General features: G+C 54.8%; 11 protein-coding genes and 1 other RNA gene. 5 read left to right on the top strand and 7 right to left on the bottom strand.

Annotated features, from left to right (window positions below; genetic code table 11):
* Positions 1 to 191: 191 nt before the first annotated feature.
* The 5 genes from secA to IE099_RS06050 all read right to left on the bottom strand — a co-directional run bounded on the left by secA (position 192) and on the right by IE099_RS06050 (position 6,367).
* Positions 192 to 3,365, bottom strand: a complete 3,174-nt coding sequence (gene secA, locus IE099_RS06070) for a preprotein translocase subunit SecA (protein WP_189568315.1) — start codon at positions 3,363 to 3,365, stop codon at positions 192 to 194.
* 85 nt (positions 3,366 to 3,450) lie between these two features.
* On the bottom strand, positions 3,451 to 3,879 hold the full coding sequence (locus tag IE099_RS06065; RefSeq protein ID WP_189568313.1) for a DUF4870 domain-containing protein: 429 nt from the start codon (positions 3,877 to 3,879) through the stop codon (positions 3,451 to 3,453).
* Positions 3,880 to 3,924: 45 nt separating this feature from the next.
* Entirely contained in the window at positions 3,925 to 4,446 is a 522-nt protein-coding gene (locus IE099_RS06060) for a hypothetical protein (protein WP_189568311.1), read from the bottom strand.
* Between the two features lie 21 nt (positions 4,447 to 4,467).
* Complete coding sequence (gene creC / locus IE099_RS06055) at positions 4,468 to 5,907, bottom strand: two-component system sensor histidine kinase CreC (RefSeq protein ID WP_189568309.1); 1,440 nt, start codon at positions 5,905 to 5,907, stop codon at positions 4,468 to 4,470.
* A gap of 196 nt (positions 5,908 to 6,103) precedes the next feature.
* A complete protein-coding gene (locus IE099_RS06050; protein WP_189568307.1) occupies positions 6,104 to 6,367 on the bottom strand; it encodes a hypothetical protein in 264 nt (87 codons plus the stop codon).
* A gap of 212 nt (positions 6,368 to 6,579) precedes the next feature.
* Between IE099_RS06050 and IE099_RS06045 the strand changes: the two genes are divergently transcribed.
* Positions 6,580 to 7,203, top strand: coding sequence for a hypothetical protein (locus IE099_RS06045; RefSeq protein ID WP_189568305.1), 624 nt, complete (start codon positions 6,580 to 6,582; stop codon positions 7,201 to 7,203).
* Between the two features lie 15 nt (positions 7,204 to 7,218).
* Here IE099_RS06045 and creB read toward each other — a convergent pair whose 3' ends face one another.
* Both creB and IE099_RS06035 read right to left on the bottom strand, forming a co-directional pair.
* A complete protein-coding gene (creB, locus tag IE099_RS06040) occupies positions 7,219 to 7,896 on the bottom strand; it encodes a two-component system response regulator CreB (protein ID WP_189568304.1) in 678 nt (225 codons plus the stop codon).
* Positions 7,897 to 7,985: 89 nt separating this feature from the next.
* Positions 7,986 to 9,491 carry a hypothetical protein gene (locus IE099_RS06035; RefSeq protein WP_189568302.1) on the bottom strand — a complete coding sequence of 502 codons (1,506 nt, stop codon included), beginning with the start codon at positions 9,489 to 9,491 and terminating at the stop codon, positions 7,986 to 7,988.
* A gap of 127 nt (positions 9,492 to 9,618) precedes the next feature.
* Between IE099_RS06035 and IE099_RS06030 the strand changes: the two genes are divergently transcribed.
* From IE099_RS06030 to IE099_RS06015, 4 genes are all read left to right on the top strand, one after another.
* Positions 9,619 to 10,746, top strand: coding sequence for a serine hydrolase domain-containing protein (locus IE099_RS06030; protein ID WP_189568300.1), 1,128 nt, complete (start codon positions 9,619 to 9,621; stop codon positions 10,744 to 10,746).
* Between the two features lie 38 nt (positions 10,747 to 10,784).
* Positions 10,785 to 11,144, top strand: a transfer-messenger RNA (tmRNA) gene (ssrA, locus tag IE099_RS06025).
* Between the two features lie 161 nt (positions 11,145 to 11,305).
* Positions 11,306 to 12,670 carry a NosD domain-containing protein gene (locus tag IE099_RS06020; RefSeq protein WP_229809411.1) on the top strand — a complete coding sequence of 455 codons (1,365 nt, stop codon included), beginning with the start codon at positions 11,306 to 11,308 and terminating at the stop codon, positions 12,668 to 12,670.
* A 206-nt stretch (positions 12,671 to 12,876) separates the two neighbouring features.
* Positions 12,877 to 14,277, top strand: a complete 1,401-nt coding sequence (locus IE099_RS06015) for a sulfatase (RefSeq protein WP_189568298.1) — start codon at positions 12,877 to 12,879, stop codon at positions 14,275 to 14,277.
* Positions 14,278 to 14,672 lie beyond the last annotated feature (395 nt).

Here is a 14,672-nt window from a genome sequence, read left to right as displayed (position 1 = left end):
TTTCGCGGACGATGGCCGAAGGCCTGGAGACCTTCCCGAAACATTCGCGGCTGTTTCATCAAAACAGCCCTACCAACGGAGCAAGGACATTTCTGTCCTTGGGACGAACCGTCCATACCGAATCCGTCCCCACGAGAACTCTGGCAACCGGAAGCTCTGTTCATGGACAAGAATGTCCATGCTCCGGGAAATTATTCCTCTTGGCCGCAGCAGGATTTGAACTTCTTGCCTGAGCCGCAGGGGCAATTGTCGTTCCGTCCCACTTTGACGGTAGGACGGCGCTTGGGTAGGTTCAGCTTCAGCTCGGGCTTGTCGGGTTTGATGTCCTCGGGGATGTTCGTAGTGACCGACATATTGCTCTGAGCAACCTGACCTTGGGTCGGAGGAGTTCCACCCATCTGCATCGGAAGTTCATGTAAGAACTTCTCGTAAGCTTCCAGATTCGTGTAGGAGCGGAACAGATTGCCAAGGGCCTCTTCTTCGATATTGCTCATCAATTCTTCGAAGAGCTTGTAGGCCTCGTTCTTATACTCGACCAGCGGGTCTTTCTGTCCCTGAGCACGCAGGCTGATGCCGTCGCGCAGGGAGTCCATGTTGTAAAGGTGCTGTTGCCACTGACGGTCGATGGCGACCAAAATGATCTGCCGTTCCAAGTCGTCCAGCATGATGGGATGCTCATGTTCGACCTTCAGCTCGTAGGCTTGCTTGACTTTCTCCAAGAGGAATTGGGAGATATCATCCGCGCTCTTGTCCTCAAACTTAACCTCTTCTTTTTGGAGACGGAGAGGAAAGGTTGTGTTGGCCCAGCCGATCAGCTCAAGGATATCGGAAGCTCCCTCGTCACGCTGATTCATATAAAAATCGACTTTGTCGGGAATGACCTTCTCGATCACTTCGTAAAGAAGTTCACGGGGATCTTCGGTGGAAAGTACTTCGTTGCGATATCCGTAAACGACTTCACGCTGATTGTTCATCACGTCATCGAAATCGAGAACGTATTTCCGTTGGCGATAGCGGTGCTGCTCCACACGCTTCTGCGCGGTCTCTACCGAGCGATTGAGCCACTTGTGCTCCAGGGCCTCGCCTTCCTCCATCCCGAAGCGTTCCATCATGCTCGTCATGCGGTCGGCGGCGGCAAAATTGCGCATGAGGTCGTCCTCGAAAGAGATGTAGAACTGCGACATCCCGGGGTCGCCTTGACGGGAACAACGACCGCGCAACTGACGATCGATTCGACGTGATTCGTGACGTTCGGTGCCAATGACGAAGAGTCCTCCCACCTCGGCAATTCCTTCGCCCAGTTTGATGTCCGTTCCCCGACCTGCCATGTTGGTAGCGACGGTGACCGCACCTCGCTGACCGGCGGCTTGTACGATTTCAGCTTCTTGACGGTGGAACTTTGCATTCAACACTTTGTGGGGAATCTTGGCCCGCTTCAGCATGCGGGAAAGGGTCTCGGAGGATTCCACCGAAGCCGTTCCGCAAAGGACAGGTTGCCCCTTGTCGTGCGCTTCCTGAATTTTGGTGATAACCGCGTTGTATTTTTCGCGACGGGTTTTGAAGACCTGATCATTTAAGTCCTCGCGCTGGTTAGGACGATTGGTCGGAATTGGAAGAACATCGAGGTTGTAGATATCCTTGAATTCCGCAGCCTCGGTCTCAGCTGTTCCAGTCATGCCGGCCAGCTTGGTGTAGAGGCGGAAGTAGTTTTGAATGGTGATTGTCGCGTATGTCTGGGTCTCGGCCTCGATTTCGCAATTCTCTTTGGCTTCAACAGCCTGGTGCAGTCCGTCAGACCAACGGCGGCCGGGCATTTCCCGTCCGGTGTTCTCATCCACGATGACGACCTTGTTGTTCTGAACCACATACTCGACATCCTTTTCATAGATGCAGTAGGCCTTCAGAAGCTGGGTGATGACGTGCATCTTTTCGCCCTGCTCATCGAGCTTGACGGTGACCTTCTCTTTCATTTCGGCCCTTTGCTCGTCGCTTAGGTCAAGCATGGCATCGATCTCGGCGTAAGCGGTCGCGATATCAGGGAGAACAAAGGATTCGGGGTCACCGGGGGAGAGAAACTCACGCCCCATTTCCATTAGATCGGTATCGTGACCTTTTTCGTCGATGGTGTAGTAAAGTTCCTCCTTGGCTGCGAAGAGGTCCTTCTTCTGGGTGTCCTGATACATCGCCAACTCGGCCTTCTCGACAATTCGCCGAATATCAGGGTCTTCCATGAAGCGCATAAACTGGCGGTTGCGAGGCTGGGCCAACTTCAGTTTGAAAAGGGTGCGCCCGGCTTCGTCAGGCTCATTGTCGTCGAGCTGCTTTTGGGCGGTGGCCGCCAGCTCGGCGCAGAGGGTGTTCTGCTTCTTCACCAGCTGCTCAATCATCCCTTTGTATTGAACATACTTCTCGGTAGAAGTCGCAACGGTGGAAGGTCCGGAGATGATGAGAGGAGTTCGCGCCTCATCGATCAGAATGGAGTCGACCTCATCGATAATGGCAAAATAATGGCCACGCTGGACCTGCTGGTTGGTCGAAGTCGCCATGCCATTGTCACGCAGGTAGTCGAAGCCAAATTCGGCATTGGTTCCGTAGGTGATATCACATGCGTAGTGCTCGCGGCGTTCCTGCGGGGACTGCTGGTTCTGGATACAGCCGACGGACAGACCCAGATAACGATAGAGGGATCCCATCCACTCCGAGTCCCGCTTGGCGAGGTAATCATTCACGGTAATGACGTGCACGCCCATTCCGGTCAGAGCGTTGAGATAGACGGGCAGGGTCGCTACCAGGGTCTTACCTTCACCAGTCTGCATCTCGGCGATGATTCCGCGGTGCAGTCCGACACCTCCAATGAGTTGAACGTCGAAGTGGACCATCTCCCAGAGCATCTCCTGGTCGGCCACGTTGATCGTCGATCCACACATCCGGCGCGCACCATTTTTAACTACGGCGTAGGCTTCGGGGAGAATCTCTTCGAGATACTTCTCTCGCAACTTGGGGAATTGGTCCTCAATCGCCCGAAAGGCCTCCTTGGCCTCCTCAATTGAAGCCGGGGAGGCGCTGACTTTTGGTAAATTGGGGAACTCCGGGCGAAGGGACTCGATGCGCCCAGAAACAAATGCGGTCAGCTCGGCCAAATCTTCAGCGGCAAGCTGCTCAATCGTGCGCTTGGTAGGGGTGTGGAGAGGGAGAAAACGATGAAGCTTTTCCTGCCAAGAACGGGTTTTTTCGATCAAAATGGACTCCGGTTCCTGCTGGAGAGCCTCTTCGATCTCATTGATACGGGCTGCGATAGGGCGAAGCCGTTTGACTTCACGTTGATTTTTAGTCCCGACGATTTTTTGGAGAGTCCACTTGAGCATGAGATTGTTGCGCTGAGCTTGAAGGGCGGACTCATACACCTGCCTGACGTAGGTTGCAAGGGAGGCTTCTGCCCTATCCTACAAACTACTGGATTAGGCGAATAATCAGCGGGATGCGGTGCCAGTTCCCCTTATGAGCTTCTACACAGGCGATTATCTCGAAAATCAAGACCATCAGTGTCCATGGAAGGTAAATGATCACGCCAAGCCCGAGGGTGGCAAAAACAACCGCCAACATGGCGATTCCCACGATAATCGTTGTGATGGCATTGTTGAGAGCCTCCTTGCCGTGATGGTTGATGAAGGCAGAAGAATCTTTTCTCACCAGCCAAAGAATAAGCGGACCGATGAATCCGGTGACGATCATGAGAAGGTGAATCAGCATCGCGGTCGTGCGCTCATCCTCATTCGGCATGTAGGGAGCCTGGTGGTTTCCGGAGTGGGGAATCACCTGGTTGGGGAGTCCCGGCGGAGGCTGCTCATGCAGCGGTGGTGGTCCCGGCTTCGAATTCATACCTGAGTTTACTCAGTTCCCGGGGGGCTTTACCAGTCAAAGCGCTTATTCGGAAGGAGTGGAAAGCTGGCTCTCGGTGGCCCGCGCCAGTTTGCGTCCCAACTTCGGAGAGCAAGCAGCCAGAGCCAAACCTGCCAGACAAGGAATCAAGCTGCTGGTGAGAGAATAGAAGTTAGAGTCTTCATCTACCGCAGTGGTCATGAGGTCATGCCCGGCCTGAGTAATTGCAAGATAATGGAGCCAATTGAGGCTTCCTCCAAGGTAGGTCAGAAAGAAATAGAGCCCAATCCCGAGAAAAGCAGTGGAAAAAAGCATGGCCGGGGTGATTTCTTTCGCCATCTGGACATCGCAATCCGCTCTCCCAATCAAGACCTTGGCAATCTTTACCGCGAAGATCCAAGCAAGCAAGGCGGCTAAAAAATAGACCCCGGGACCGGCAAGATAGAAAGCGGACAGCCAGTTGCTGGTCAGCATTGGAATGCTCACGAAAAGTCGGAAAAAGCCGACGAGAAGCCAGTTGATGGCAAAAACGCGGAGGAATATGATAAGGATGTGACTGAGCTTCATAACGATTTCAACTGACCGAGCCTACAAAGGTATCTGAATGGTGGCGACTGCACCGCCCTCAGGATGATTCGCAATCCGCGCGCTGCCTCCGTGAAGCTGGGCTGCTTCGCGCACGAATGTGAGGCCCAATCCCGAGCCCTTGGAAGCGCAATCTTCGGGACGATGGGAGTAAAAGCGATCAAAGGCGCGCTCAATGGCATATTCGGGAAGTCCGGGCCCCTCGTCTATAACCGTCAGGGTCAGCATCTCTTCATCCAGCGCGAGAGTGACGGTGATGACCGAACCTTCGGGACTAAAGTCGATGGCGTTTTGCAGCAGATTTTCCAGTGCCGCTCGAATGATATAGAAGTCGCCGGAGAATATCACCGGTTGCGGGGGGTGCTCGACCCGGACCGTCACGTTGCGCAAATCAGCTTGGGTTTTAAGGAGTCGCACCGAGTCCTCCATCAATGTATTCACCACAATGGGTTCCCGTTTCTGCAATTCGGTTTTTCCTTCCAAGGCCGAGAGATGCAGCAAGCGATTGATCAACCGTTCCGAGCGGTCGACCTCAGTCCGGATGTTCTTCAGGAAGCGGTGACGCGCGGCCAGAGGCATTTCTTCATCCAGCAGTTCTGCCGAACCCCGGATGGCGGCGAGGGGAGACTTCAGCTCGTGTGTGAGCGTCTGGGTGTAGTTCTCCACATAGGAACGGCCCTCCAAAGTTTCGCGCATATCGCGGAGAGCTTTTCCCAGCGCATTCACTTCCTGGCCCTTTCCCAGCGGGGGGTAGGCCGGCCGCTCCCCAGCCGTAATCCGGCGAGCATACTCAGCCAGCCTGCCGATGGGGCGATAAAGCCAGAAGAGCACGGACCAGATCAGAAATAGGATCGCCAGCGCGATCGCAATCGCGGGCCTCAAAATTTGACCCCGTCTTTTATAAACAAAGGGAAGAAGCTCTTTCTGCGCCTTATAAGCAGTGGCTACTCCCACGATTTCACCATCGTGCCGAATCGGAGCTCCAACATACATTACGGAAGTGGAAGCATCGCCTTCGTCAATGCGACTGGAACGAGCCCCATATTCTCCAAGTTTGGTTTGGTAAACGTCGTTGAACACGGAGAGATCTTGTCCCGTCCTTTCGTGGCGGGAGTCAAAAATGACAATTCCGTCCTGATCCGTTAGATAGCAATCAAGGGAAACCCCAGTCTTCTTTTTAACGAAAATCTGTGCCTCGAATTCGCGTTCCCGGGCATTGGAAAAAGTTCTCTCAAAGGCCTCCAGCGTCTCGCTTCCCAGACGACCTTCGACGAGGTGAGCCTCCGCCGCCGCGGCGAAGAGATGAGCGGCGTCCACCATGGACTCTTCCGTAGCTTGAAAAGTCTGAAACTCGAGATCATCCAAAAGGTAATCGCAAAGCCGATAAAACCCCAAAGCCAGAATGCCGGCTATCAAAAGAAGGGTGAGTCGAGTGAGGCGCATGAAAGGGACGAAACAGTTCCTTCCCTAGGCTGCGAAAACTGGGCGCTATATCGAGCCTTTTCGCATAAACGCAGAAAAAAGAACCCCGCCGTCTCGCCCTCCCGAAGGAGGAGGTGAGACCGAGGGGTTCTATCAGGAATTCAGCCCGCAATAGATTGAGAATTCAGATCGAAAAGCGCAGCCATGAGAAAGATCATTAGGTGAGATACATCACCGCCTTAATGAGAGCGGCAACGACACCCACCAGACCGGCGAGGATTGAAAAGAGACTCACGACTCCACCGCGTCTGTTCGGGGACAAGGCCATGGCGATTCCAAAGAGACCGGCAATGATCGCGATTCCGGCAAACAAAAGACCTAAAATTGCTCCGGTCATGAAGCTGGCGATGGCCGAAACAATCGCAATGATGGAAGCAATACTGAAGCTGTTGGTAGTTGGGGTAGTGGTTTGGGTATTCATGTCGGCGAAAGAATTGCAATCCGTGAACCAACCGCAAAAACCATTCACCTAAAAACACTCAATAACCTCACAACCAGCAAATTACGCCAACAAAGAACGCAGCCCACATACCGTGGGAAGCTGACCGAAACCATGCGCATTGCATGAAGGGAGAAGGGCTTTTGCAACTTCCGGCAACTTGAAGGGTTCCTTTCTTCGAGATGAAAAGACAAATGATTATTCTTACGTCCTTAGCCTTGTTCGGCTCCTCCTTGGCACACGCCCAAAGAAAAAGCCGGGTAGGAGACCGGGGCCTTGCCCAGCGAGAATTTCAATCGGTCAAAGCCGAGTTCGATGCTTGGAAGTTGAGCGTGCTCGAATCGGGTTTGCTCAAGATATCGGAGAGTCGGGAGGGAGAGCCGCTGGACTTCTATACCTACCTTGTTTCAGCGGTTCACGAGGAAAGGCTCACCGAGGAGGAGTTTTCAAATTTGGGTCAGCAGTATATCACCGCAGTGATTCAGGCAGGCAAACAGGGAGCAGCCTCGATGACCAAGGAGCTCGAAAGCTTGCGCCTCGAGACCTTGGAAGCAGCCGACGGTGAGATGAATGCAGCCACTGCAACCTTGGACATCAACCGCGAACAGATCAATGCTCAGGAGCTCATGTGGTTCGGTATCCTCACTGACAAATTGAGCAAAGGAAAGCGCGCGACCATCGAACGAAAGCAGTCGGCTCTCGTCGCCTTGGAGCAAAAAGCAAAATCCGATCAAAAGCTGGACGATAGAGAGCGCGAGAAACTCCGGGAAGACGCTTCTGAAATTCTGGAGGAGTTGATGGAGGCTCTGGCCAGCTAGGACTCGGACACTCTGTTAGAGAACCAGACAGTAGCCCAAGCCGCGGCGAGTTTGAATCGGGTCGTCGTGCTCGGGGGCGGCCAGGCGGATTTTGGCTCGCAGGGTCTTGATGTGAGCGTCGATGGTGCGGTCCATGGCCGAGCCCGGATCTTCCCAAGCCTGCATTAGAATCTGATCGCGGGTGAAGGTGCGGCCAGGTTGCTTCATCAACAGAGCGAGCAGCTTATACTCGTGGGCGGTTAGGTTCAGCGGTTGCCCTAGGCACAAGATGGCCATGGAGGATTCGTCATGATGAAGGAACTGTCCGATGGCGGTCTTTTCTTCTTCGGCAGAATTCGACCGTCGCAAGATCGCACGAACCCGCGCCACCACCGCGCGGGGAGAGAAGGGCTTGGTGACGTAATCATCCGCTCCCAGTTCCAGCCCCAACACCTGATCGATTTCTGAATCCCGCGCGGTCAAAAAGAGCACGGGAATTTGCGAAAAAGTCCGCACCTGACGACAAACGTCAAAGCCCAAAATATCCGGCAGCCCAATATCCAGGACCAGAAAGTCACAGGGATTGCCCTGCAACCAACTCAACCCCGCCTGACCCGTCGAAGCGTGATGAACGGCGAACCCCTCCGTCCGCAGCGCATAGAGCACGGTATCGGCAATGGCAGGTTCGTCTTCGATGAGCAGGACGGTGGGCATGGGCTGCAGTGTGGCGAATTGTCCTTCCTTCTCCAACTCCGAACTCGGCCAACAAAGTTTTCAACCCGCTGCTACCACTGCCGCGCAAATCAGCGCGACCCCAATTGGCTGCGGTCGAAACCAAACCTCACTTCTTGCACTGGCAGAACCCGGGCCATTCCAATCGTGAGAGTGTCGCCAGCCTTAAGCTCACCGTACCAAGGTTGATGGAGTTCCATGGTTGAGGTCTCACCTCGCCAGCCGCTTCCCCCTGAGCCCAAGTTGACTTGTCCTCGCGAGAAGGTCTCCGAAGCAAAGAAAAGATAGAGCGCCGCATTATCATACTGCAGGCTTCCGATAGCGAACGCCCGGGCCTTTTTACTTTTCCATTCAAATTCAGCATCAATCTGGGTCGTGGCGCTGTGGTAGGCTTTTCCGCTGGGAGAGAGGGTAAGACGCTTCAGCCCCAAATGCTTTTCCGACGAGAGCATCGTGATCGTGGTTCCATCCGCCTCCACCTTTGCCTTGCCCAAAACGATGACATCACCGAGCGCGCGCGGATAAGCCGTGCTTCGTTCGATGGAAAAGGCCACCTCGAAATCCCGGCTGTCGGCGCTGATCAAGAAGCCTCCCTCGTAATCCCCGGCAGCGATTTCAAAGTGGCCTACAGGAGTCCATTGTCCCAGCTGGTTGCGGAGGGTGGGATATTCCGTAAAGACCGCTTCTCGGGCTGGAAAACGGAGGCCGGTCTGAGGGAGATGACTCTCAAACTCGTAGTCGATGGTGACCACTTCTCCGAGTTCAGGGAGGGAATGAATGGTTGCGGAGCGAAGAGTGAGCGCGAAATCTTTTTCGCGGTGAGTTTGCGGAAGACTTTTGGGTGCAGTGGTTCCAACCGCAATTCGATGGAAAGGGTTGGGCAGGGTAAAGGTCTCCGGCTGTTCTCCGGGAATGATGGCTCGGAACTCCAGGGTCTTTTCACTCACGGGCCACACCGGAAAAGCCACCACCGCGAGGTCATCCAAGGCCTTGTCTTCCTGAATCGGGCCGATAGACGTGTGCCACCCTCCTTTGCCGTCCGCCAACTGGAGGCACATGGGTGGGATATCGAGGCGGCCGCTCTGCATCTCGGTGGACGGGCTTTTGATGAACTCGACATTGAAAACACCGCTTTTGCCGAAGGCGTGATCGGCAAGCTGACCATTGTAAAAAGACTTTTTGAGCGCCCCTTTCAGAAAGGGTGCTTTGACGAGAAGAAAAAGGCCGGAGGGAGCATGGGAGTTGGCATAGATTCGGGCTGCAATTTCGCCATTGATTTCCTTCGTTTCGATTTGAAAACGGTTGGAATACGAAGACGTCGATGAGCCGCTCGATTGCACTGAAAACAGCCCCGTTTTCGGCGGAGTTGGATTCCCGTCCACTAATCGCCCCACTTCCATCTTAAGAATCTGAAGCTGGGAAAAATCATCAAACTCGACGGTGGCGAGGGGCGAGTAGTTTCCAAAGGCAGGACCGCCTGAACGGGTTGTTCCTGACACGCTTTTCCCAAAATAGAGAGCGGCGAGAACAATCAAGAGCGAAAGCAAGATTCCCGAAATCCAAGCGAATATCTTCATAACCGACCGAATCCTGTCAGCTCGGTCGGAACGGTCGATTGCAAAAAAGGGGGTGGTTTTGGAATCGGCAGGTTCTCGCTCCACTTTTGCCTTTGTTCTTTGCCGCCTCAGCCAGTAAGGCAGCGCCATGAATTTGGAACGGTTGCGAGCAGTCTTCGCGGAGAACTTTGCCGAGCGGGACGAGATTGGAGCTTCGGTCTCGGTTTGGCAAAACGGCCGCGAGGTGGCGACCCTTTCCAGTGGATGGTGCGAGCGCGAGCAGGAGCGGGCTTGGACCGACGAAACCCTCGCTCCCGTCTACTCCGTGTCCAAGGGGCCGGCAGCAGCGACCTTTCTCTTGGCGCTCAAGCATGCCGGGCTGACTCCGGATGACTTCGTCGAACGAGTCTGGCCTGAACTCGGAGTGGGGGATTTGACCTTTCTGGAGCTTCTTTCCCATCAGGCCGGATTGCCCGGGGTCAATGGTGTGGTCGAGGTCGCGAATCGGGCGGCTGTCGTGACGGCGCTGGAAGAGGCCGAGCCGTTCTGGGAACCTGCCAGCGAACATGGCTATCACGCCCGTTCGATTGGCTTTCTGTTAGACGAACTCTGCGAGCGGCTTTTGCAAAAGCGTTTGGGCGAATGCTGGCGCGAGTGGGTGGCCGAACCCTTGGGGCTGGATTTTTGGATCGGACTGCCGGAAAGCGAGTTTCCGCGCGTCGCCAAGCTCTATCCCGGGCGATACATCGTGCGCAAAGAGGAGAAGGCATTCTATACCGCGATGCAGACCGAAGGCTCCTTGGCCCGTCGCGCATTCGGCTCGCTCAAAGGCTATCAGTCCGCCAGCGAGATGAACGATCCCGCGGCCTGGGCCGGAGGCTTTCCCGCCTTCGGAGGGGTGGGGTCGGCGAAGGCCTTGGCGCACTTTTACCAAGCTGTTCTGGGGCAGACTGAGCAGGAAATTTTCCCGGCGGAGATCCGTGACCTTCTGGCCAGTCGTCTGGTGCAGGGACCGGACCAGGTTTTGCAGCTGGAGACTTCTTTCGGCGCGGGCACGATGTTCGATCCGGTGCACGAGGGGAAAAAGTCGCGCCAGTTGTTCGGCCCCAATCTCGAGGCCTTCGGTCATCCCGGGGCAGGGGGCAGCCACGCCTTTTGCGACCCGCAGACTGGGATCTCTTTTGCCTACGTCATGAACCAGATGGAGCTGGGACTCTTTCCCGGTGAGCGCGGCCTCGGATTGGTGCGCGCGGTTTTCGAAGATTCACTTGAATAAATTGCATTCCCGCTGCATCTTATCTCCGTAACCTGAGAGGGGGCGTCCCGGCTTCGACTGGATGCTGGAATCGATGGCTGCATGTAGAGGTTGGTCGGTTGGCCTCTTAAAAAGCCGTCCAAAAACATAATTGCAGACTCTAACGAGCTCGCACTTGCTGCTTAATTGACGGCAACGTCCCAATCCTGATGTCTGTTAGGGTGCGGGGCGACTACTTAGCAGACTGGCTGCAGCGCCGGGTATCCGGGCAAAGCGGCGAGAACTAACAGGATAATCGGGAACCTAGAACGCGCCAGATGAGGCTCGGGTTCCTTAAACTAGAAAACGTCTGGCTACACATGTAGACGCTTTCAAGAAAGGCATCTAGGACAGGGGTTCGACTCCCCTCGCCTCCACCAGGTTACGGAAAGGCCCCGGCAGTTTTGCCGGGGCTTTTTCGTGTCTGGATGTCTTTGGTCGGACGCGCTCGCGCGAAAGTCTCCGAGAGGACAGGGAAGGAGAAAGGCAGTTTTTGAACCGAGGATGGCCAATTGGGTGGGGGCTGGGTAGTGAAGGAGTCATGAGAGAGAAAACTACAACGCTCACCGTGTTGACCCTTCTGGCAATGATGACTTCGTTCTTGGCAGGGAAGCCGCTTCAGCCTTTGGAGGAGCTTGCCGTGACGGAGGAGCGCTTTAAGACGGTGGAGGTGAAGACGGATCAAGGGCAATTCGACTATCACTTGGATAACACCGGAAAGCGTGATGTCTCGGCGGCACTTCAGGAGATTTTCGAACGCACGGCGGCTCTTGAGGATGTGTCGGCGGATTTCACTTTTCACCCGGGAGTCTATTTCATCGATGCTCCGATTGCGGTTGAGTTGGTGTGCCTGAAGCTCAAGGGAACGGCCCACGGAGGGCTCGATATTTTCGGGATGAACTTAAAAAGCGGGACCATCTTCCTCTTTGGCGAGAACACCGGTCCCCATTGCATCACTTTCAATCGGGCAAGCCACTCCCAGTCCTTTCCTGCGGGAGACAGCCCTTGGCCTTATCAAAACTGCAAGGTTGAGGTCGAGGGGATGACCTTCGTGGGGCACAACAATACCGATGTCGACACCGCGAAGGGGTATAGCCGCTTTCGGGGTGACGAACCCAATTTCCGAGGCCTACACTGGTATCCAGCGGAGGGTCGCTATCAGGATGTCGAGAAAGAGGGGCAGCGCGCGCTCTTCTTTCCCAAGGGGCCCGGAAAGAACGAGATGCTGCGGGTCAACAGCTGCGTTTTCACTGATCTCTATGTCGGAATCGAGACGGAGTATTGTGACGTCTGCTACATCACGGACAGTTGGTTCGCGCAGATGGTCTACGGCATCCGGATGCAAGGTCACAACCCCATCTGCATGATCAAGAACAACTGCTTCGCCGATCTGGAGACCGGGGTGACCTTGGGTGCAGCGGTTTCCTCGAGTCTGAACGGCAATGGCTTTGCCTACGTGAGCAAATGCTTTGTTCTCAAGGATGCCCAGCAGACCACGATCAATAACAACACCTTGTTCAATTGGAAACTCTCCACTGGGGCGGCAGCCTTTGGCGCCTTCTGTCACGTCGGTTCGTCGCGAAACCTGGTGATGACGGGCAACAGTATCAAACAGGAAGTGGATTCGCGTGCCAAGACCCGCACTGTGGACGAGAAGCCCAACGGTCGTTCTTTCATCAATATCGAGAATTCTTCCAACCTGATATTCTCTAACAATGTCGTTGATACCGTCCAGACCCAGACGGTGATGAAGCTGCACAACGTGGTGAACTCGGTGATTACGGACAACATCGTCACCTTTGGCAAAGGAGGAAATGCGGTGGCGCAAACGGGCAACTGCGCTGGGAATTTCTATCGTCCACTCACGCCCGAGGACTCGGCGCCTTTTGATGAATTCGAGGAGTAGGGATCGCGGAAAGCTTTCCAAGCGGATGGCGACAACCGTTGAGAGAGAACCCTTGAGGGGGTTAGCACGGGAACTGCTTTTAGACCGAAATACACAGTTTGGATTTTCTTTGTCGGCTTTTTCATCGAGAATTCCTGGGCTGCATTACCGCTGAGTCTTGTGACAGCCTTGGGTGATTCAGCACGTATTCCGGTTTCTTCCTACCAATGAAAACGATTCCGCTTCTTCTCTTCTCTCTCCTCCTTGCTGGTTTGCCGGCAGCGGCGGAGGACCGTCCCAACTTTGTCTTTCTTCTCGTCGATGACCTCGGGTGGGGGGACTTTGGCTGCTATGGGGCGGAATTCTATGAGACTCCCAATATCGACAAGCTGGCGGACCAGGGGATGATTTTCAGCAATGCCTACGCGGCTTGCACGGTCTGCTCTCCAAGTCGGGCAGCTATTCTAACAGGATGTTATCCGGCGCGGATTCATCTCACGGATTGGATCAAAGGACATGTCCGTCCGCGTGCTCCGCTGGCGGTTCCGGATTGGAATATGCGCATCGACCATGAACGGGTGGTCTTGCCCGAAGCCTTGAAGGAGGGCGGCTATAGCACCGGGTTCTTTGGCAAGTGGCACTTGATGCCCATTGATGCGGAAGACTTTGAAGAACACTATCCCACCGACCATGGTTTCGACCTGAACGTGGGAGGTCGCGAGTGGGGACAGCCCAAGGGTCCCGGCAAGTATTTTTCCCCCTTTGGCATGCCCAACCTCGATGATGGCGAGAAAGGGGATTACCTGACCGACAAGCTCACCGATGCGGCCTTGGACTACCTCGACGAGCAGAGCAAAGCGGAGAATCCCTTCCTCCTCTACTTCTCCTACTACACTCTGCACGGCCCCATCATGGCTCCCCCGGAGTTGGTGAAAAAGTATCAGGAAAAGGCCAAGGGCTTCGACAACAAGAAGAATGAACTGCTCAATCCCAAGCGGGCCGGCATGGTGGAAAGCCTCGATAATAGCGTGGGGCGTCTCATGGCCAAATTGGAAGAACTCGGGATCGCCGACAATACCGTGGTCATTCTAACAGGCGACAATGGCGGAGACTATCCCGAGACCAGTGGAGGCCTGCGGGACTACAAGGCCTTTTCCCATGAGGGCGGAGTGCGCGAGCCCTTCGTGGTGCGGTGGCCTGGCGAAATTCAAGCGGGTAGCTCCAGCGACGTTCCTGTGATTGGAACCGACTTCTACCCAACCTTGTTGAAAATGGCCGGACTGCCAGCCCGTCCCGACGAACATTGCGATGGACTCAATCTCACTCCCTTGCTGAAAGGCGAAGTGGAGGACCTCGACCGGGACACGCTCTATTGGCACTATCCGCACTACCACCGCACCAAGCCCTACGGCGCGGTTCGCGAAGGGGATTGGAAGCTGATTGAGTTCTTTGAAGACGGAGCCTTGGAGCTCTTCGACCTCGCCAACGACCCGAGCGAAAGTAAGAACTTGGCGGAGGAAAAGCCCGAGCTGGCGCAACGACTTCTCAAGAAGATGCAGGATTGGCGCAAGTCGGTGGATGCCCAGATGATGACGCCCAATCCGAAGCACGTACCGAAGAAGAAGTAAAATTCGCAAGAGTTGAGGGGTGCGGCAAAACCCGCCTCCTCTGATGAATCCCGGGGGAGCAGAAGTGCTCCCCATTTTTGGGTCAGAAAAATGGCGATTCACAGAGTTCTCCAAGGACTCAAATTGAAAATTTCAGTCCACAATCGCATATTCAGAACCCCCTTCGTCCGAGCTGAGGAGTCAGCAAGCTGTTCCTTCAACGAGGAACCGAACGACCTAAGCCAACCCAGGTCTAACCACTGTTGCTCAACATGTTTTGGATATCCCCACTCGCAGAAACAAGACTGGCGCGACTGGGTTTCATTCTTCAATGAGCGAGTTTCCACTTCTGAACTGAAATAGTGGGCCTTTGCCGGCAGCAAGAACATCTGTCACTGTTCGGTAAGAGATTCAAT

It is taken from the genome of Roseibacillus persicicus (genome assembly GCF_014651675.1).
Classification (GTDB): Bacteria; Verrucomicrobiota; Verrucomicrobiia; order Verrucomicrobiales; family Akkermansiaceae; genus Roseibacillus; species Roseibacillus persicicus.
This window is presented reverse-complemented; position numbering and strand designations above follow the sequence as displayed.